Genomic DNA, 18,945 nt, shown 5'->3' with positions numbered 1-18,945 from the left:
GCGGGGCGTGCATGTCCGCGCTGACGGGTATCAGGGTCGTTGAGGTAGCCGAATCCGTCGCGGGGGAGTACTGCGGGAAGCTGCTGGCCGACTTCGGCGCCGAGGTCATCAAGATCGAGGCGCCGAAGCGCGGCAGCGCGACCCGCGCCATGGCGCCCCTGCTCGCCGACGGGTGCGAAGGCAGCGCGTTGTTCGCCTACCTCAACACCAACAAGCGCTCCGTCGTCCTCGATCTCGGCTCGACGGCCGACGCCGAGCGCCTGCACCGGTTGATCGAAACCGCGGACGCGGTCATCGATGGCCGGGCCACGGACTGGTCCGCGCGGCACCCGTCGGTGGTCTGCTGCTCCATCACCCCGTACGGCTACGGGGTGGCCGCGGAGTTCGATAATGCCCGGAGCATCAACGTGTTCCACGCGAGCGGGTGGGGGTATCACACGCCGAGCCACCCGGACGTCGGCAAGCCTCCGCTGCAGGGACCGGGCCGCTTTCTGGCCGACTACGAAGCCGGGCTGGAGGCGGCGCTTTGTGTCGCGTCCTCGCTGTGGGGACGGCTGCACACCGGCCAGGGCGAGTTCATCGACATCTCCCAGCAGGCCGTGCTGGTCTCACGCGCCGACTGCATCCTGGGTCGCTTCGTGACCGGCGAGGTACCGGCCGACGGTGAGCGGGGTGATTTCGATCAGGCCGGCCCGGCCTCGTTCTTCGCCTGTGCCGATGGGTTCGTCTACCTCTACATGACCAGCGGCGCGCACTGGGCCGGCATGAAAGCCTTGCTGGGCCATCCCGAATGGCTGGACACGTTCGAGGATGACTGGCTGGAGTTCTCGGTCACCCCCGAGAAGGTCGCCGCGTTTCAGCGGGGCTTCGCCGGCTGGGTCGCCGGGCTGCCCAAAGAGGAGGCCTCGGAACGGGCTCAGCGGCTCGGTGTCCCGCTGGTGCCCGTCAACGGCGCCGCGGACCTGCATCACTCGCCCCAATACCGGCACCGCGGATTCTTCCAGCGGGTTCGCCATCCGGTGCTGGGTGAAGCGGCGTATCCGACCGTGCCGTACGCGTTCAGCGCGTCGCCCGCGCGAATCGTCAGTGCCGCACCCGGTTTCGGTGAGCACACCAGGTCGGTGCTGGAAACCCTCGACTCCCCGCGCACAGGGCCGACGGTCAAGTTGGCGCAACTGAAGCCACCCAGGGATGGCCGGGGCGGACCGCTGGAAGGTGTGCGGGTCGTCGAACTCACCAAGGTGTGGGCCGGTCCGTACGCGGGCAAATTGCTGGCGATGCTGGGCGCCGAGGTCATCAAGATCGAGACGGCCGCCTACCCGGAGGAGATGCGCGCCTACGGCGGCACCGACATCAATCATGCACCGTTTTTCTTGAGCATCAACCCCGAGATCCTCAGCGTGGACCTGGATATCAAGTCGCCCGAGGGAATGGCGAGGCTGCGCGAGCTGATCGCCCGCAGCGACATCGTCATCAACAACCTGCGCCCGGGCGCCATGGAGCGCCAGGGCCTCGGGTACCAACAGCTCGCCGAGATCAAGCCCGACATCATCTCGGTGTCGATCAAGATGTGGGGCAACGACGGGCCAATGGGTCACCAAACCGGTTATGCCCCATGCTTTGCCGCGCTGGCCGGACCGGCCTCACTGGTCGGCTATCCCAGTGGGCCGCCGCTCGGGACCAGCATGCGCTACGGCGACTCGACGGTGGGCGCGGCCGCCGCCTACGCCGCCGTGGTGGCGCTGCTGCATCGGGAACTCAGTGGCGCCGGGCAGTTCGTCGACGTGTCGGCCGTGGAGACCCTGTCTTCGATGATCGGTGACTGCCTGCTGGAGCAATCGCTGACCGGACGACCACTGGGGCCCAGCGGCAACGCCAATCCGGACATGTGCCCGCACGGGTGCTACCCGTGCGCCGATGGCACGTGGATCGCGGTAGCCGTCGCGAACGACGCCGAGTGGCGCCGGTTGTGCGAGGCGCTCGGCGCCGCACCATTGGCCGACGAGCCCCGCTACGCCACGCCCGCGGCGCGACATCGGCACGCCGAAGCGCTCGACGCGGACCTCGCCCGGCTCACCCGAGGCCAGGACGCGGAGCGACTCGCCGAGCAACTGCGCGGGGCGGGGGTGCCGGCCGCCAAGAGCGCCACCGCGGTGGATGTGATTGCCGATCAACGGTTATGGGACCGCGAGCTGTACCGCTTCGTCACGGATCACCGCGAGGGCCAGCGACCGGTGCTGGGTCCATCCTGGCGAATGGCGCGCCGTCCGGCCCGGATCGCGCGTGGTGCGCCGGATCTGGGCGAGGACACCGACTACGTTCTTCACGAGATACTCGGCAGGCAACCGATGGGCGGAACATGACGACACTGGCGCAGACAGCGGCCCTGGTCACCGGCGCCAGCAGCGGCATCGGCGCGGCGACGGCCCGAGCTTTGGCGGACCAGGGAGCGGCGGTGGCCCTGCTCGCGCGCCGTGCCGACCGGTTGGCGGAGCTGAAAGCCGAGATCGAATCCGCCGGTGGCACCGCGCTGGTCGTGACCGCCGACGTCACCGATGCCGAACAGGTGGCGTCGGCGGTGCAGCGCACCGTTGCGGAGCTGGGGCGGCTCGACATCCTGGTGAACAACGCCGGTCTGATGCAATCGGCTCCCGCGACCGAGGCGTCGCTGCAGGATTGGGACCAGATGGTGTCCGTTAATGTGCAGGGTGTCCTCTACGCCACCCGGGCGGGGCTTCCTTACCTGATCGACGCGGCCGCCGACTCGCCGCGCGGCGTGGCGGACCTGGTCACGATCAGTTCCACCGCCGGCTGGGTGGCCCGGCCGAACACGGCGGTGTATTCGCTGACCAAGTTCGGCGTCAACGCCTTCAGCGAGGGTCTTCGCCAGGAGGTGCTCGGGAAGCGGGTGCGGGTCGGAGTGGTGGGCCCCGGAACGGTCGACACCGAAATCTTCAGCCATCTGGCCGAAACGTCACGCGAGGCGTTCGAACGGCAGACCGCCGGTATGGTCATGCTGCGGCCCGAGGACATCGCGGATGCGGTGCTGTTCATGGTGACCCGTGACCGGCGGGTCGCGGTCAATCACATGCTGGTGCGCTCGGCCGAGCAGACCTGGTAGCGGCGTGGACTCGGATTGGGTGATCGGCGATCACCACGGATTGCCGCTGCCGGCTGACCCCGCGGCGTTGCTCGGCGGGGGAGTGTCGTTCCTGACCAACGCGTTTCGGGCCTCCGGCGTGTTCACGGACAACGGCGTCACCCGGATCAGCGAATTCCGGGAGATCGGCGGTGGCAGCACGGGCCGCAAGTCGATGCTGTCGATCGAATACGACCGGCCCGCACCGAATCTGCACACCGAGCTGTTCGTCAAGTTCTCCCGCGATCTCGACAATCCGGTGCGCGACCGCGGAAAGACCCAGATGGAGTCCGAGGTCCGGTTCGCCTCGTTGGCGCGTGCGCCCGAATTCCCCATCGCGGTGCCCAGCCCGCAGTTCGCCGATTACCACGCACAGAGCGGCACCGGGATCTTGATAACCGAACGAATCAGCTTCGGCGTCAACGGGATCGAACCCCAATACCACAAGTGCCTCGACTACGAGATGCCCGAGCCGCTCGAACATTACCGCGCACTGCTGACCGCCCTGGCGCGGCTTGCCGGCACGCACCGCTCCGGCCGGCTGCCCGCGGAACAGACCGAGCACTTTCCGCTGGACGTGCAGGCCGCAACGGTGGGAGAGCGGGCACCGCTGTCGATGGACAAATTGCAGCGACGGGTCAATCAACTCGGTGAATTCCTCGACACCCACCGCGGCCTGGTGCCGGCCGGCGTGGGCTCCCCGGAGTTCCTGGCGCGGTTGGCCGACGAGGCGCCCCTGCTGGCCCTGTTCGAGGACGCGGTCGCGGATCACTTGGCCGCCGACGGCGATTACGTCGCGCTGTGCCACTGGAACGCCAATATCGACAATGCCTGGTTCTGGCGGGATGGCAAGGGCACTCTGCGTTGCGGCCTGATGGACTGGGGCTGTGTGAGCCAGATGAACCTGGGCATGGCCCTGTGGGGGGCGATGTCCGGCGCCGAGAACGAGATATGGGATACCCATCTCGACGACCTGTTGGAACTGTTCGTCGCGGAATTCGAGCGTTGCGGCGGTGCGCGCCTGGAACCGGACCGGCTTCTGCGGCACACGCTGCTGTATGCGGCGGTGATGGGCGTGGCCTGGTTGCTGGACGTACCGGCATTGATACGTAAGCGATTCGACATGGCGCCGAGCAGCCGTACGGACCCGCGGATCAGGGATGACGAGGGCGTGCGCGCGCCCCTGCAGATGCTGTCGAACCTGCTGTTGCTGTGGCACCGGCACCCGCTGGGCGACCTGCTTGACGAGGCGCTGACCGAGGAAGGGCGCGTCGCCTAGGGCGCGTCGTCGTCGCGGTCCTGGAGCAGCTTCTCGGGATGGTGGCGCGGTTGGCTCGTGGCTGCCCATGGTCTGGGTGGGCTGGCGGCCGCCATGCAGTACCCCGCCCGTCAATAACCGTTACCGGACGGAATTGCCAGCAATTCGCACCGCCTTCGTTGGTGAATCACCCGACGCGTCTACGGGGTCAACGCCGCGGGCTGGACCCAGAGTCACAACCCACATCGGGAATTTTCACAATTCCGGATGTAAGTAACCGCGAAAGCGTTTACGCTACCGAATCGGGCAATGTCACTAATACGACAGTCACCAAACAGGGAGGTTTGGAGGCATGTTGTCTCGTGTAAATCTCGTCGCCACAGCTACTTTAGCGGCTGCGGCAGCGATCGCTGGAATCGGGTTCGCACCGCCGGTCCATGCGGACGATGCTGATTTTATACAGTTCCTAACGGAACACGGCCTCGGCTGCGGTGAAGGTTCAATGAAGTGCAAAAGTGCCGACGATCTGATCCAACTTGGCCATTCCGTGTGCTACGACATCGACGTCAACGGTCAAACCCCGGTGCAAGCTGCGGAAAAGGCCGTAGAGAGCGGCGATGGCTGGATCAACAGGGAGCAGGCCGCAGATGTAGTCGCCGCGTCCGTCGTCAACTACTGCCCATGGGATAAAGTCCAAATCTCAAGCGGCACAGGTGACGTCGACACTTAACAGTCGACGGGAGTTTTGGCGGCATGTTCGTCCGCATCATCGGGTTCATCGCGGCTATTATCGCGCCGCTCGGAATTACATCCACTGTTCTGGCGCCCCCGGCCAGTGCGTGCCCGTCAGGCTATTACAAAGCTGCCTCCGGCCACTGCGTTCACCGCCCAGTATGCGCATTGACACCACCACCGGGTGCAACCGCTGAATGCGCTGACGGCTGCTACTCGTTTAGTGAAAACCCGGATGAGGACGACACCTGCCACGGACGCGGGGGCGTTCAGCGGGTGTTGTAGTCGCAGGATCAGCTGCGGGCGTTCGCGTTATTGCCAGACTTCAGTTGCTTGTCGCCGTTGGCCCCTCAACTGACAAAAGCCTGGCTTTGACCACTCGAAATTTGAGTATGCGCCGAAGTGTAGGAAGGCCCTCGATGACGCGACGCACCATGGGCATAGTGACGTTGGCCGGCTCAGAGGAGGTCAATCCGCCTCGTCGTCCTCGTCGCGGTCCTGGAGCAGCTTCTCGGGATGGTGAAACACGTTGACGCGGGGCCTTCCCCGGTCCAGATGCGGAGGCGGAAGCCATTCGGTATCACCCCTGGCATTCTTGCGCGTGGTCCAGCCGCCGGGTCGCAGCAGGCGGTGCTGGGGTCCGCAGGCGAAGGTGAGGTCGTTGACGTCGGTGGTGTGGCACATGGCGTAGTCGGTGACGTGGTGGACTTCGCAGTAGTAGCCGGGCGTGGTGCAGCCGGGCGCCGAGCAGCCACGGTCTTTGGCGTACAACACGATTCGCTGGGCGGGAGAGGCCAGGCGTTTGGTGTGATACAGCGCCAAGGCCTTGCCTTTGTCGAAGATCGCCAAGTAGTGGTGTGCGTGGCGGGCCAGGCGGATCACGTCGCTCATCGGCAGCATGGTGCCGCCGCCGGTCAAACCGCGTCCGGCCGCGGATTCCAGCTCCCGGAGCGTTGTCGTGACGATGATCGAGGCCGGTAAGCCGTTGTGCTGCCCGAGTGTTCCCGATGCCAGCAGCGCGCGCAGACCCGCGTTGAGCGCATCGTGGTTGCGTTGGCCGGCCGATCGCGGATCGCCCTCGATGGCTTCTTGGGTGGGAGCCCCATCCACGCATGGGTTTTCGTCATCCGGATTGCATATGCCCGGCGCGGCGAGTTTCGCGAAGACGGCTTCGACGGTGGCGCGTGCCTCGGGGGTGAGCCAACCGCGCAGCTGCGACATGCCGTCGGCCTGCTGGTTGCCCAGCGTGACGCCACGCTGCCGGGCGCGGTCCTCATCGGTGAAAGTGCCGTCGGGGTTGAGGCAATCGGCCAAGGTGGCGGCCAGCTTGTCGAGTTGTTCGGGCCGATACCGGGTTCCCTCTGTGGCGAGTTTGGCCTCGGCCTGCTCGCGGGTGGTTGCATCTATCCAGCCGGGCAACTGGTGACAGAACTTTCGGATCACCGAGACCTGGCCGGGTCCCAACGTGCCATCCCGTTGCGCGGCCGCGGTGGCGGCCAAGGCCGGCGCCACAGGTTCGCCTGTGAGGCCATGCCGCGGGCCCAGATCCCGCGCCTCCTTGATGCGCCGGAATGCTTCGGAGCGCCTGATCAGCGTGGCCTCGGTGATCGCATGGGTCAGCGTGCCACCGAGTTCTTGGGACGGCGCCTGGCGCGCAAGGGAATTGATCAGGGGGTGCTCGACCGCCGGCAACCGGCGACGCACCTTTTCGGAGCGTTCCAACATCGCCAAACTGCTCGCGGGGGGCCAAGGCTTCGCAGTCGTACCCGACCAGGAAGTCGAGGGCAGCGTCGATGGTGTCAAACGCCGCCGACAAGGCCTCCCGATCTACGCTCACACCCCGAAACTATCGGAGGCCACCGACAAGAATACTGGATTTGTGACCCGTGAAACGAAAGTGGCACACGGGAATTCAGGGTCTCGATCCTCGTGAGCTAGCGGCAGGGGACAGGCTGGCTGCGCTAGCCCCACGATGGACTGTTGGTCAGCACCTCGGCGCCACTCTCGGTGATGTGCACGGTGTCTCGCCGGAACACCGCGCCGTCGCCCTGTTGCCACACATACCCGGTGATCGCCAACACCATCCCGGCCTCGAGCACGTCGTGTTCGCCTGCGGCCACGAGCGATTCGGACACCACGGGCGGGTCGAAACCCAGCCCCAACCCGTGCGCGACCGGCATCGGCGGCACCGGTTCACCCGCCGCCTCGTATGCGGCGAGCAGATCGCGGCTCGACGCGCCCGGACGGCACGCGGCAAGCATCCTGTGGTACAACATGTTCGATCGCTCGAAGAGCGTTCGTGCCTCGCCGGTGACGCTGTCGCCGGCGGGCCACGTTCGGCCGACCTCGGCAACATACCCATTCGCCAGCGCGCCGGCGGCGAACGCGACGAGATCACCCGGACGGATCTCGTGATCGGCCGCGCGACGCCACGGCTGATCCCGCGAGGTGACCCACGCGGCGTCCTGGCTGGCCGGCGTGCTCACCCCGCCCGCGGCCATCGCCTCCATCATCACCCCGGCCAGCGTCCGCTCGGAAACGCCCGGCGCCAATTCGCCCAGGGCGGTGGCCAACCCGTGCTCGGCGACACGCAAGGCCTGATCCATCGCCGCGATTTCGTCGGGCGTCTTGACGCGTCGCGCCGCCCGCATTGCCGGCTCGGCGTCGACGAGCTCGGCATTGGGAAACGCCTCGGGCAGCAGCGCCGCGAAAGTCGGTGTGATCGCGTCGGTTCCGACCCGCCGCGCCGCCTCGGCGCCGTCGATCTTCTTCAGGACATCGATGAGCGTCACCGGGTTCCAGGCCAGCCCGTACAGGTGATCGTGGCCGATCTCCTCCGGAACCCCCTCGTCGTCGGTGCTGTTGAGGTAGATGTCCCCGGTGGCACGTACCAGCACACACATCGGACCGAATGGCCGGGTGCCGGCAATCCACAGCTGCGGCGCGCCGGTGACGTAACGGATGTTGGCCTGCCGGCCGAGCACCAGGATGTCGAGCCCGTGCTCCTGCATTTGGGCGAGCGCCCGTTCCCTGCGGCCCGAGCGCAGTGCGCGTGCGTCGGGCAGAACTTCAGTCGCCATAGGGGGTGTACGGGTAGTCGGTGATCGGCGCGTAGCCGTCTTCGGTGATCACCACGATCTCCTCACTGCGGTAGCCTCCTGTGCCGTCCTCCCACACCACGGGTTCCAGCACCAGCACCATGCCGGGCGGGAAAACGAAGTTGTCGTCGAACTCCTCGCCGAGATCCGTCCCGATCATCGGCGCCTCGGCGGGGTAGGTGCCGATGCCGTGGCCCAGATAGAAATGCGGCAGCCAGGGTTTGCGACCGCCATTGGCCGCGATCGCCGCGCGCGCCAGGTCGCCCGAGGTCACGCCGGCCTTGGTGATCGCGAGCACGGCGTCCAAAATGGTGCGCCACTGCCGGAATTGGTCTTGCTGGCGCGGCGTGGACGACTCGCCGACCACCCAGGTGCGGCCGAAGTCAGAGCAGTATCCGTGGTAGGTGATGCTGATATCGGTCCACAGCACGTCGCCGGCAATCAGTTCCCGATCGGTGGGCAGCAGCGGCAGCGCGAGATCGCCGTGCGTCGTCCACACTCCGGCTTCCCGCGAGGTCGGCATCACCTGCCAGATGGCCTCCAGCATGTTGGTGGTCGCGCCCAGCTCGAACGCGCGGCGCACGAACGTCGCGGAAAGATCGATCTGACGTACACCGGGCTTCAAGGCCTGCTGCACGTCGACGATCGCCCGTTCGGTGATGCGGGCCGACCGACGCAGACAAGACAACTCGTCGCGGGTCTTCACCAGTTGCGCGTCGGCGAGCACGATCGCCGCGTCGGTCGGCGGGCCCGCGGGGAACAGCTTGGCCCCCGCCCGCCGCATCGCACCGGTGAGTTCGTCGACGGCGACGCTGGCCCCCGGCTGGACGAGCCCCGACAACTTCCGCGCGAAATCCTCGACACCATGGTCGAATTCGAGGTAGGCCGGACCGTGCAAATGGTCGTCGGGCACGGGATACTCCGCGGACGCCCCGCTGCGGAACGGCATGAACAGGTGCGGATGCACGTCTTCGGCGAGCACGACGGCGACCGGGCGCTCTACGTGTGACAGGCCGGCGTCCAGGAGCGGCCAGCTGGCACCGGTCGCGTAGCCGACGTAGCCGTTCATCAGCAGGATCAGGGCGTCGACACCGTGTTCGGCCATGGCGGATCGCAGCCGCGCGCCGATCTCGGTGCGCATGCGGGCCCAATCCGGCTCATCCGGGATGTCGAGCACGCGGGCGCGGGCAGTGACCGAATTCGTCATGCGGAGATTCCCAGGAAGTCCTTGATGTTGCCACCGACAACCGCAACGGCATCCTCGGGGCCGACCGCCTCGACCACCGCGGCCAGCGACCGCTCCGAATAGCCGAAAGTGCTTTCGTTGTGCGGGTAATCGGACGACCACATCACCTTGTCGATACCGATCTCGTCGATCTGCCGCAGCCCCAGCGGATCGACCATGAACGAGGCGCACATGTGCGTGTCCCAGTAATGCCGGACGTCACGTGCCGGCTGGTGGGCCAGCATGTGCCGATAGGAGGCCAGAACGTGCTCGGCGTCCTGCAGGGCCGTCGGCACCCAGGCGATTCCACCTTCGAACCAGCCGATCCGCAGTCGCGGATGCCGGTCCAGGATGCCGCCGAAGATGTACTTGGAGAACATCTCCCGAAACGAGTCGATGTTGACCATCATGGCCACCGCGACGCTGTTGACCTCGCTGGGAATCTTGGGCTGACTCTCGCCGATGTGGTGGGTGACGGGCAGCCCGGCCTCCTCGATCTCGTCCCACACCGCGTTCATCGCCGTGCTCGAATAGTCGATGGGCTGCCCGTCGCGATCGTTTCCGGGGTTGATCGGCATCAGAAACGTCGTGAGCCCCAACGCCTTCAGCTCAGCGAGCGTGCGTCGCGCCCCGGCCGGATCCCACCAGTTGATCAGCCCGACCCCGTAGCAATGGCCGTCGGACCGCTCCTGAACGCCGGCGATGTGCTCGTTGTAGACGCGGAAGATCCGCTCACGGATCTCGTGGTCGGGGTGGTGGAACAGCGCGAGCACCGCGTTGGGGAAGGCCAGCTCCTTGTCGACGCCGTCCTCGGCGAGCTCGCGAACCCGGGCGTCGACGTTGTTGGTGGCCGCGCCGGCGAGGTCGTCGTATTGCATGAGCACCGCACTGAAATCGCCCACCACCATCGATTGCCCGGGCGGGCCGAGCAGATAGGCACCGTCCTCGTACCAGATCCGGGGCGCCCGATCCTTCAGCTCGGCGGGAAAGCCTTCGTAGAAGATGTCGTCAGCCACCGAGATGTGATTGTCGGCGGAGAACACCTCGGTGCCCGCCGGCAGGCCGGTGCTGAACTCCGCCGCGTGGCCGCGCCGGTCCTTGGGCGCACCGATCACGCCTTCGGGGTAAAGCGTTGGGGCTGGGCTGGACATCATCGTCCCTTCCTTCGGAGATCGGTTCGCATCAGCGGGTCAGCACACCGATCCGCTGGAGATCGGCCAGGTATTTCTCGATCAGCTCCCGCGACAGGTGTGGGATCGCGCGGCCGGCGGCATGGACGGCCCCCCGGAATCGCTCTCCGGGCACCGGCGATCCCGCCACCGCGGCCATGGGTTCACGGTAGACGTCGAGCACCGCCAACACCGACTGTCCACGCTGATTCTCCGGGAGCGCACGCATCGCCGTCTCGAACCGAGCGAGCCAGGCCGAATAATCGTCGATCTTTTCCACCGGATATCCCGCCGCGATCATCCAGTCGACGAAGGTGTCCAGCGAGATGGCGTCGTCGTGCGGATTGGTCGTGTTGTAGGTGTCCAAGCTGCTGCCATGCTGCGGCCCGATCGCGGCGATCGCGTCGGCCAGGAAGTCGACCGGCAGACCCTCGTAGTGTGGGCGCCCGCCATCCTGGCCTGCAGAGCCCCGATAGAACGAGCGTGGGGCGACTCCGGTGGAGACCAGGCTGAACAGCAGCCGGGTGAAGATATCGGGCACGTTGAGCTGTCCCGCGTAGCGGCTGTCGGCCAGGATCATGCCGGGCCGGAACACCGCAATGGGCACGCCGCACAGGTCGTGTGCCTCGCGCATCAGGACCTCGCCCGCCCACTTGCTGATCCCGTAGCCGTTGGCGTAACCGTCGTCGACCGTGCAGCTGGGCACCGAGCGCCGGATGTCGGTGTCCTCGTCCACGAGCTGATGCGCGACGGCACTGACGCCCATGGTGGAGACGTAGTGAATCGGCTTGAGCCGGCGCGTGATTGCCAGCCGGATGATTTCGGCGGTGCCCACCACGTTCGGCGCGAACAACTGGCGGTAGGGCAGCACGTGGTTGACGTGCGCCGCCGGGTGCACGACGAGATCGACCGTATCCACCAGGCGCCGCCACGTCGCCTCATCCAGCCCGAACCTCGGGTCGCCGATGTCACCCGCGACGACTTCGAGATGATCGGCGGCCAGGGCCCGGAAGCGTTCCAGCAGTGCCGGATCCGAGGCCAGCACCGCTTCGATCCGCTGACGGGCTTGCGCGGCATCGGCGCCCCGGGTCAGACAGATCAGGGTGCCGCCCGATTCGGCGAGGCCCTCGAGCCATTCCATGGCGAGGAACCGGCCCAGGAATCCGGTTGCGCCGGTGAGCAAGACGGTGCGAACTTCGGCCGTCGGCTGCGACAGCAACGTCGCCGATTTCAGGATGTCGTCATCGATGAATTTGTTCAGGGTCAGGTCCTCGGCGTGCACCTCGGTGCTGCCGGTGCCATGCACGGATGCGTACGTGGGCCGGCCGCTGCCCGGAGCGCGCTGCCGTTCGATGTGGCCGGCGATGGTGAGCAGGTCTCCGGTCGGGTCGATCACCACACCGACCGGAACCTCGATGCCATAGATGTCGGCGAGCAGGGTCGAAAAGGTCAGCGCCGAAAGGGAATCACCGCCCAGGTCGATGAACCTCGCCTCCGGCGACACGTCGGCCGCGGCCACGCCCAAAGTGGCCTGAACCGCCTTGGTGACGGTCGCCAGCACCGGCTGATCGGCGCCGCCGGTGCGCAGGACGCGAAGCTGCCCGAGTTGGTCGTCGGCGATGCGCGCATAGAGCTCTTCCAGTCTGTCGCCGCAGCGCGCTTTGAGCTTAGGCCGCAGGAACTTTCCGACGCCGGACAGCAAGCCGTTGGCCAGGCTGAACGGCTCGGTCTCGATGAGGAAGTCGCGGGGGAGTTCGTAGCCGTTGAGCTGGTTGTCGCGGGCGACCTGGCGCAGCGACTGGGCGATCGCGGCCGGGTCGGCGCCGCCGTCGGTCGGCACTACCACGGCGAGCAGGAACGAGCGGGCGCTGTTGCCGTAGATGTAGATCTGGTGGATCAGCGGGCTGGTCGAATACAGCGCCTCCAGGCGGGAGACCGCGACGAACTCACCCTGGGCGAGCTTGATCACGTTGTTGCGGCGATCGACGTAGCGCAACCGGTCCGGGCCGACCTCGGCCATGATGTCGCCGGTCTTGTAGTAGCCGTCCTCGTCGAACATCGTGGCGGTCAGGTCGGGCCGGTTGTAGTAGCCGGCCATGAAGCGCGCCGACTTGACGGCCAATTCCCCTCGCGGATAAGGCTTGTCGGTGGTGAAGTAGCCCAGCTCGGGGACGTCGAGAAGCTTGTAGCCGATGACCGGCGGGCGCAGCACGTGCTCATCGGCCACGATCATTCCGCCGGCGATCTCGGTGGACGAATAGCCGATCAGCAGGTGCTGATCGAGCACCTCTTCCATGAACTCTTTGATCTCCGGCGACAACGCGGCCGAGCCGCAGCCCACCGCCAGCACGCGCCCGCCCAGGATCTCCTCCCGGATGGCCGTGGTGATCTGTGCGCCCGCGGCATCGGGGTCGGCACCGGCCATCAGGGCGCGGTCCAGCTCGCGCTGGTAGTGGTGGAAGAACATCTCGCATACCCGCGGCACCAGGCTCATGGAGGTTGGCCGTACCAGCGCCAGGTCCTCGAACAGGGTCGAGAGGTCGCTCTTGGCGGCGAAATAGCTGGTGCCCCCGTTGGCCAGGGTCAGGATGACGTAGCCGTAACCGATTAGATGGCTCATCGGCATGTAGCTCAAGGTGATCACGGGCTGATCGGACTGCGCCAACCAGGTACCGATACAAAGGCTTTCGGTGAACATCGCGCCCTTGGGTGTGCCGGTGCTGCCCGACGTGTAGAACACCCATGCCAATGGGTCTTCGCCCTCCACGGCGACGTGCAGGGGCGCGGGTGGCAGGACCGCGCCGTGGGTGGCGGCGGCACCGATCGTCTCGATGGTCAGTGCACTGCCCGCCTCGGACAGGCGGGCGACCGCGGCCTCGAAACCGGCCCGCTGGTCGTCGTCGCGCGGTTCGTAGTCGAAGACGATCAGGCGGTCCGGCGCGGTGCCCGCCAGCGTCGCCTCGACGGCGCTCGCGAGATTGTCTATGCCGACGGCCAGGATTCGGGGCCGAGTCTCGGCGATGATCGGCGCGTGTTGCGCGGCCGGCGCGCTGGTCTGCAACGGCACCACCACCGCGCCGAGGTGGATGCAGGCGCACTCGATGGCGGTGTAGTCGATGCTGGCGAATCCAAGCACGCAGACGAAGTCGCCGGCGCGAACCGGGTGGCGTTCGTGGTGATGCCAATCGGCGGCGGTGGCCTGCACGCGCGCCCACAGGTCGGCGTAGGTGATGGTCTCGAAGCGCGGCAGGAAGTGCAGCAGCGAACGCCCGGTTGCCGGGTCGGTGACGATCTCGCGAGCGCGCTGCGCGAGCGCCGGCCGCGCGGCGTAGCCCTGCAGGACGGTGGCCATCACCTCGGCTATCCGCAACCCGGGTGCGCGTGCGGCGGCGGCGATTTCGTCGTCAGGCTTCGTATCGCGGAACTGTTCGTCGTCGGCGTACAACCGCTCGCGTCGGCGCGCCAGCCGTTCCCACTGGTCCTGCTGTGCACCAGGATCTTTGACGTCACTGCGACCGACGAACGCCATCTATCACCACTTTCTGATGTCAGCCCGGGTAGCTGACACCGGTGAGCTGTTCGGAGAGCTGCCACAGCTGTCGCATATTGGCCTCGCTGCGCGCGAGCCGGGGGACACCCGCGAAAGTGACTCCGCCCCTGACCGTTTCGTAGAAGCCGCGAGGTCCGTAGTATTTGGCGCCCTGCGCATCCGGCGACACCGCGGCGTAGAGGGTCGGCTTGATGCCTTCGTCGATGTCGAGCCACATGAACGGCAGCAGCCGCCACGTCAGCCGCGTCAGCCGGGCCTGCAACGTTGGTGCGGTGCGGCCGTACGACGCGCCGCTGAGCAGGTTGGTCTTGGTCAGGCCGGGATGGGCGGCGTTGGATATCAGCCCCCAGTTGCCTGCGCGGCTGCGCCGATCCAATTCGACGGCGAACATCAGCTGCGCCAATTTGGCGACCCCGTAGGAGTGCATGGGTTTGTAGCCTTGTTCCGCGTTGACGTCGCCGAAATGGATACTGTCCTGGGTCGCGGCGATGCTGCTGACCGTCACCACGCGCGCAGATTCCGCCGCCCGCAGCAGACCCAGCAGCCGTCCGGTCAACGCGAAATGCCCCAAATGGTTTGTTCCGAACTGTAATTCGAAGCCGTCACTGGTCTGTTGCCGTTGCGGGGGAGTCATGACGCCCGCGTTGTTGATCAGGATGTCGATCGGGCGACCTTCTGCGGTCAGCTCCTCGCCCAGCGCGGCCACGCTCGGCAGCGACGACAGGTCGAGCTGCCTGATGCTGGGCTTGGCCTCCGGCACCTCCCGGCGGATCTCGGCGACCGCCTGCTCGCCCTTGGCCCGGTCGCGGATCGCCATCACGACGTCGGCACCGGCGGCCGACAGCCGCTTCGCCACCCCGAATCCCAAACCGCTGTTGGCCCCGGTCACTACGGCGAATTTGCCACGCAGATCTGGAACGTCCAGCGACAGATCGGGCTTCACCATGTCACGGGGAGCTCGTAGAGGCCGTACGCCAGTGCGTCATGTTTGAACGGCAGATCATTCAGCGGCACGGCGAGCTGCAGTGTCGGAATACGGCGGAGCAGCGTGGGCAGGACGATCTGCAGTTCCATCCGGGCCAGCTGCTGACCCACGCACTGATGGCGACCGTAGCCGAACCCGACGTGCGGCCCGTCCTCGCGGAGCAGGTCCAGCCGGTCCGGGTTGGGGAACTGGCGGTCATCCCAGTTGGCCGGGGCGACGTCCAGGATGATGCCGTCGCCGGCACGGATGGTCTCGCCGCCGATCTCGATGTCCTCGACGGCGATTCGCCGTTGGCCGGTCTGGATGATGCTCAGGTAGCGCATCAGCTCTTCGACCGCGGTAGCGACGACTTTCGGGTCATCGGTGTCGTGCAGCAGCGCTCGTTGATCCGGGTGTTCGAGCAACGCCGCAATGCTCAGGCTGATCATGTTCGCGGTGGTCTCATGGCCCGCGATCAGCACGCCGGTGGCCAATTGTGCGGCTTCGCGAACGCTGATCTCTTCGCCGTTGACCCGTTCGGCCAGGTCGGATACCAAATCCTCTGAGGGGCTTTGCATTTTGGCGCGAACCAGATTGGCCAGATACTTCGCCAACGAGGCGGCCCCCTGGGCGGTGTCCTCCTCGGTCGCGTAGCGGCCCATGCCCCGCTGGGCCTGGGTTTGGAAGAACTCCGCGTCCTCGTAGGGCACGCCCAGCAGTTCGCTGATGACCAGGGAGGGGACCGGCAGTGAGAGGGTGCTGACGATGTCACCGGGCGTCGGGCCCGCCAGCAGGGCGTCGATGTGGTCTTCGGTGATCTTCTGTACCGCCGGCCGCAGCGCTTCAACTCGCTTGAACGTGAACGGTTTAGACAGCATCCTGCGAAACCGGGTGTGTTCTTCGGCGTCGGAGGTGAACACCGAGCGCGGGCGCTTGTGCACCGTGGCCAGCATGCCGGCGTTCCAGTGCGGATAGCCGGGCAGCCGGTCGTCGACGCTGGTGCGGGAATCGGTGAACAGGGCGCGTATCGCGTCGTAGCCGTGGATGAGCCACGGCGTGCTGTCGTCCCAGATCCGGACCCTGCTCAGCTGCTTGTCGGCGTTGAGCTCCAATACCTTCGGAGGCGGGGCGAACGGGCAGCCTGGCGCCCGTGACATCGGGAAATCCGGGATGTCGGTGGCGGTGGATCCTTCGGTCATCGTGCTCCTCGGTTGTCGGCCTGAGCGGTCGTCTGTGTCGGCTGGCCGCCGGCCGCGCCCACGTGAACCGGCGCGCGCCACAGGCCGACGATCGCGTCGATCAGCCCTTCGCCGGCCACCGGCCACGCCGAACGCGACCGCGGTCCGTGTTCGGCCAGCGCGCCTTCGTGCTCAGCGCAGGTGTGCATGAGCAGGTTGCGCACCATCACCATTCGTTCCGAACGCACCCGCTTGGGCAGCTCCGGCAGGCAGCGGTTGATGCCGTCGAGCGTCTGCACCAGCAACGGCGACGCCAGCGCGTCTTTGGTGACCACATGGTGGTAGGTGGGATCGGCCATGGCCTGCGCGGCGAATCGGGCGTACCAGGTCGGGGTGCCCAGCGCGGACAGGTGATCGGTCAACGGGCGCACCAGGGCGCCGACCCAGTCGCGTAGCTCGGTCGAATCGCCAATGGCGGCCAGCATCTGGGCGCGCAGCTCCTCGATCGGCTCGCGATGCTTGCTTTCGATCGCCCGAAGCAGGTCGACCCTGGTGCCGAAGTGGTAACACGCCGCGGCGTTGTTGCCCTGGCCGGCCGCCTCGCTGATCTGCCGGTTGGACACGGCGTACATGCCGCGTTCGGCAAAAAGCACTTCGGCGGCCGACAAGATCGCCTCGCGGGTGCCCGTCGACCTGTCGGAGCGAGCGGCCCGTTCGGCAGTCATCGCCTCAGTGAACACCTAGCGCCGGGTTAAATCAAGCAATTTATTTATTCCGGTGCGTCGCGCTCCGGTGCTTAACGAAACCTCGGTTCGTCAGCGGCATTTCATCGCCGTGACGCCCTGGCCAGGCGCCCAGCGCCTACAGTCGTGCCCATGAATCCGCTGCAGCGGCTGGCGCGCAACCCGACGGCCTACCGCGTGCTGGTCCTGAACGGTCACCAAATCGTGGAGGGGCTCGAATCCGTGCTTCGGTTCCTGACCGGTGGACGGCTCGGCGCGTTGGATCTGGCCGGCCTGCCCAACGTGCGGATCACCATCTCGGGTCGCAAGACCGGTCTCGCCCGCAGCGCGACCGTGCAGTACGTACCCTTTCGCGACGGCCTGCTGTTGGTCGGATCAAACTGGGGGCGCGTGCGCCACCCGTCCTGGTCGGCGAATCTGAAAGCGGCGCAACGGGTCACCGTGCGCCGTCGGGGCCACCGGTTCGTGGCGGCGGTGCGACTGCTCGGCGGCGAGGAGCGCGCCGATGCGTGGGCCCAGGCGCTGGCGTGCTGGCCGAATTATCGCCTCGCCCAGGAACGCGCCGGCGCGCGCCGGTTCCGGCTGTTTCTGCTCACGCCCGCCCCCTGAGTTTCTCGGCCGGCAGCAGACCGGCGTCGCGCCGGCCCGTGCCGACGGGGCTCCGCCGCGAGGGGCGCCGTCATTCCGGGTGGTTTTTAGTCAGGCGCGCGATCTCGGTGCCCCAGACCGACTGCGCACCGGCGTCGCCCACGCGGTAGATCTGGACCATCGACGCGATCCCGACCGCCAGCACCAGAATCGCGACGAATATCCGGGTAGCGACGCGGCCCTTGTCGGATCGGCCTTCTGTCATGCGCACGACGACCAGCACGACGGCGGCCACCAGCAGTGCGGCGGAGAAGTAGGCCATCAGGCTGCCCCGCTCGGCGTGTTCGCGCAGGATCGGGGTCGGATTCGTTCTCAGGCCGTAGAGCCATCCGCCGGCGTTGATGGTGATGGGCGTCAACACCATGGTGACCACGGCCAGCGCCAGCGTGAGCCACATCAGCTGCCCGCGCCGCGCCGCCGGCCACAACCCGCAGACGATTTCCAGCAGGGCGGTGAGCGGCACCAGCACCAATATGAAATGCAGCAGCAGCGCGTGCGCCGGCATGCCGTTGATGACGTTCATAGCGTCCCCCGGTGGTAGAGGCGCAGCGACTAGCTGCCGAGCCCTTTCTTGATCGCGGCGTCCTGCTTCTGGCCGACGTCGTTGACGAAGTCCGGCGGGGCCAGCGTGTCGGTCGGGCCGTCGAATTCCAGCGTGGCAAACGCCTTACCCTCGGTGAAGAGCAGGATCACCACACCCTTGCTGCGGTCCGGGGTGTTGCCCATCAACATCGTTCCGCCGCTACCGATGTTCGACGGCTGCGTGGAGGGATCCTTGATCAGGCCGCCCTGTTGGCCCTTCGCGGCGTCCAACGCGTTCGTGGCGGAGTCGGGGTCGTCGTAGACCTGGATGGTCACCTTGATCGCGTGGCTACCGTCGTCGTCCTTGAAGGTGGTCGCCACGCCCGGCTGGCCGTTGGGGTTGCCGGTCGGGGGCGCGGCGGTGAAGGGGACCGGGGCGTTGATGTCACTCGGCTGGATGAGCAGCTTGGCGTACTCGTTGGGCTGGGCCGGTGCTGATGACGCCGGTGCCGAGCTGGGGCTGCCGGGGGCCGAGGTTGCCGAGGTGGCCGATCCGGACTTCGACGGCGACGGCTGCGGCTTGTTGCTCCCACAGCCGGCCACCGATACCGCCAGTGCCGTAGTCGCTGCGACACCCGCGATCACCGATCGTGACATCCTCATCGCATCCAGCTCCCTTCCAGGTCTTCCTGGCGACAGTCGGGTTGTCCTTCGGATCG

General features: G+C 66.8%; 15 protein-coding genes and 1 pseudogene. 6 read left to right on the top strand and 10 right to left on the bottom strand.

What is annotated here, in order from left to right; genetic code table 11:
- Positions 1-11: 11 nt before the first annotated feature.
- From MTY59_RS21970 to MTY59_RS28025, 5 genes are all read left to right on the top strand, one after another.
- Entirely contained in the window at positions 12-2,363 is a 2,352-nt protein-coding gene (locus tag MTY59_RS21970) for a CaiB/BaiF CoA transferase family protein (RefSeq protein ID WP_221043028.1), read from the top strand.
- Positions 2,360-3,121, top strand: coding sequence for an SDR family NAD(P)-dependent oxidoreductase (locus MTY59_RS21965; protein WP_221043027.1), 762 nt, complete (start codon positions 2,360-2,362; stop codon positions 3,119-3,121). The genes MTY59_RS21970 and MTY59_RS21965 overlap by 4 nt, the downstream gene beginning before the upstream one ends.
- 19 nt (positions 3,122-3,140) lie before the next feature.
- Entirely contained in the window at positions 3,141-4,418 is a 1,278-nt protein-coding gene (locus MTY59_RS21960; protein WP_221046581.1) for a hypothetical protein, read from the top strand.
- A 331-nt stretch (positions 4,419-4,749) separates the two neighbouring features.
- Entirely contained in the window at positions 4,750-5,127 is a 378-nt protein-coding gene (locus MTY59_RS21955; protein ID WP_221043026.1) for a DUF732 domain-containing protein, read from the top strand.
- 23 nt (positions 5,128-5,150) lie between these two features.
- Positions 5,151-5,414 (top strand): DUF3761 domain-containing protein, encoded by a 264-nt coding sequence (locus tag MTY59_RS28025; protein ID WP_221043025.1) that lies wholly within the window; start codon positions 5,151-5,153, stop codon positions 5,412-5,414.
- Positions 5,415-5,597: 183 nt separating this feature from the next.
- Here MTY59_RS28025 and MTY59_RS21945 read toward each other — a convergent pair.
- The 8 genes and pseudogenes from MTY59_RS21945 to MTY59_RS21910 form a co-directional block, all read right to left on the bottom strand.
- A pseudogene (locus MTY59_RS21945) lies at positions 5,598-6,966 on the bottom strand (HNH endonuclease signature motif containing protein).
- A gap of 124 nt (positions 6,967-7,090) precedes the next feature.
- Entirely contained in the window at positions 7,091-8,209 is a 1,119-nt protein-coding gene (locus tag MTY59_RS21940) for a M24 family metallopeptidase (RefSeq protein ID WP_221043024.1), read from the bottom strand.
- Positions 8,199-9,434, bottom strand: coding sequence for a M24 family metallopeptidase (locus MTY59_RS21935; RefSeq protein ID WP_221043023.1), 1,236 nt, complete (start codon positions 9,432-9,434; stop codon positions 8,199-8,201). The genes MTY59_RS21940 and MTY59_RS21935 overlap by 11 nt, the downstream gene beginning before the upstream one ends.
- A complete protein-coding gene (locus tag MTY59_RS21930; RefSeq protein ID WP_221046580.1) occupies positions 9,431-10,603 on the bottom strand; it encodes an amidohydrolase family protein in 1,173 nt (390 codons plus the stop codon). The genes MTY59_RS21935 and MTY59_RS21930 overlap by 4 nt, the downstream gene beginning before the upstream one ends.
- Before the next feature lie 31 nt (positions 10,604-10,634).
- Positions 10,635-14,150, bottom strand: a complete 3,516-nt coding sequence (gene car / locus MTY59_RS21925; RefSeq protein WP_221043022.1) for a carboxylic acid reductase — start codon at positions 14,148-14,150, stop codon at positions 10,635-10,637.
- A gap of 19 nt (positions 14,151-14,169) precedes the next feature.
- Complete coding sequence (locus tag MTY59_RS21920) at positions 14,170-15,117, bottom strand: SDR family oxidoreductase (RefSeq protein ID WP_221043021.1); 948 nt, start codon at positions 15,115-15,117, stop codon at positions 14,170-14,172.
- Entirely contained in the window at positions 15,111-16,334 is a 1,224-nt protein-coding gene (locus MTY59_RS21915; RefSeq protein WP_221043020.1) for a cytochrome P450, read from the bottom strand. The genes MTY59_RS21920 and MTY59_RS21915 overlap by 7 nt, the downstream gene beginning before the upstream one ends.
- A complete protein-coding gene (locus MTY59_RS21910) occupies positions 16,331-17,053 on the bottom strand; it encodes a TetR/AcrR family transcriptional regulator (protein ID WP_221043019.1) in 723 nt (240 codons plus the stop codon). Before MTY59_RS21910 ends, MTY59_RS21915 begins: the two co-directional genes overlap by 4 nt.
- Before the next feature lie 135 nt (positions 17,054-17,188).
- Between MTY59_RS21910 and MTY59_RS21905 the strand changes: the two genes are divergently transcribed.
- A complete protein-coding gene (locus MTY59_RS21905; protein WP_221043018.1) occupies positions 17,189-17,665 on the top strand; it encodes a nitroreductase family deazaflavin-dependent oxidoreductase in 477 nt (158 codons plus the stop codon).
- 70 nt (positions 17,666-17,735) lie between these two features.
- Here the strand turns inward: MTY59_RS21905 and MTY59_RS21900 are convergent, their stop codons facing one another.
- Entirely contained in the window at positions 17,736-18,227 is a 492-nt protein-coding gene (locus MTY59_RS21900; RefSeq protein WP_221043017.1) for a DUF2231 domain-containing protein, read from the bottom strand.
- Positions 18,228-18,256: 29 nt separating this feature from the next.
- Positions 18,257-18,889: a hypothetical protein gene (locus MTY59_RS21895; protein WP_221043016.1), complete on the bottom strand. Its 633-nt coding sequence runs from the start codon at positions 18,887-18,889 to the stop codon at positions 18,257-18,259.
- Positions 18,890-18,945 lie beyond the last annotated feature (56 nt).

Source organism: Mycobacterium senriense (assembly GCF_019668465.1).
In the GTDB taxonomy this organism is placed as follows: Bacteria; Actinomycetota; Actinomycetes; order Mycobacteriales; family Mycobacteriaceae; genus Mycobacterium; species Mycobacterium senriense.
Note: the sequence above shows the minus strand (reverse complement) of the source record. Positions and strands in the feature narration are given on the sequence as shown.

Bases quoted from the DNA above. Each gene is read 5' to 3' on its own strand.
- car (WP_221043022.1), bottom strand. From the start codon at position 14,150: ATGGCGTTCGTCGGTCGCAGTGACGTCAAAGATCCTGGTGCACAGCAG.
- MTY59_RS21935 (WP_221043023.1), bottom strand. From the start codon at position 9,434: ATGACGAATTCGGTCACTGCCCGCGCCCGCGTGCTCGACATCCCGGAT.
- MTY59_RS21920 (WP_221043021.1), bottom strand. From the start codon at position 15,117: ATGGTGAAGCCCGATCTGTCGCTGGACGTTCCAGATCTGCGTGGCAAA.
- MTY59_RS21905 (WP_221043018.1), top strand. From the start codon at position 17,189: ATGAATCCGCTGCAGCGGCTGGCGCGCAACCCGACGGCCTACCGCGTG.
- MTY59_RS21940 (WP_221043024.1), bottom strand. From the start codon at position 8,209: ATGGCGACTGAAGTTCTGCCCGACGCACGCGCACTGCGCTCGGGCCGC.
- MTY59_RS21965 (WP_221043027.1), top strand. From the start codon at position 2,360: ATGACGACACTGGCGCAGACAGCGGCCCTGGTCACCGGCGCCAGCAGC.
- MTY59_RS21895 (WP_221043016.1), bottom strand. From the start codon at position 18,889: ATGAGGATGTCACGATCGGTGATCGCGGGTGTCGCAGCGACTACGGCA.
- MTY59_RS21930 (WP_221046580.1), bottom strand. From the start codon at position 10,603: ATGTCCAGCCCAGCCCCAACGCTTTACCCCGAAGGCGTGATCGGTGCG.
- MTY59_RS21955 (WP_221043026.1), top strand. From the start codon at position 4,750: ATGTTGTCTCGTGTAAATCTCGTCGCCACAGCTACTTTAGCGGCTGCG.
- MTY59_RS21915 (WP_221043020.1), bottom strand. From the start codon at position 16,334: ATGACCGAAGGATCCACCGCCACCGACATCCCGGATTTCCCGATGTCA.
- MTY59_RS21900 (WP_221043017.1), bottom strand. From the start codon at position 18,227: ATGAACGTCATCAACGGCATGCCGGCGCACGCGCTGCTGCTGCATTTC.
- MTY59_RS21970 (WP_221043028.1), top strand. From the start codon at position 12: ATGTCCGCGCTGACGGGTATCAGGGTCGTTGAGGTAGCCGAATCCGTC.
- MTY59_RS28025 (WP_221043025.1), top strand. From the start codon at position 5,151: ATGTTCGTCCGCATCATCGGGTTCATCGCGGCTATTATCGCGCCGCTC.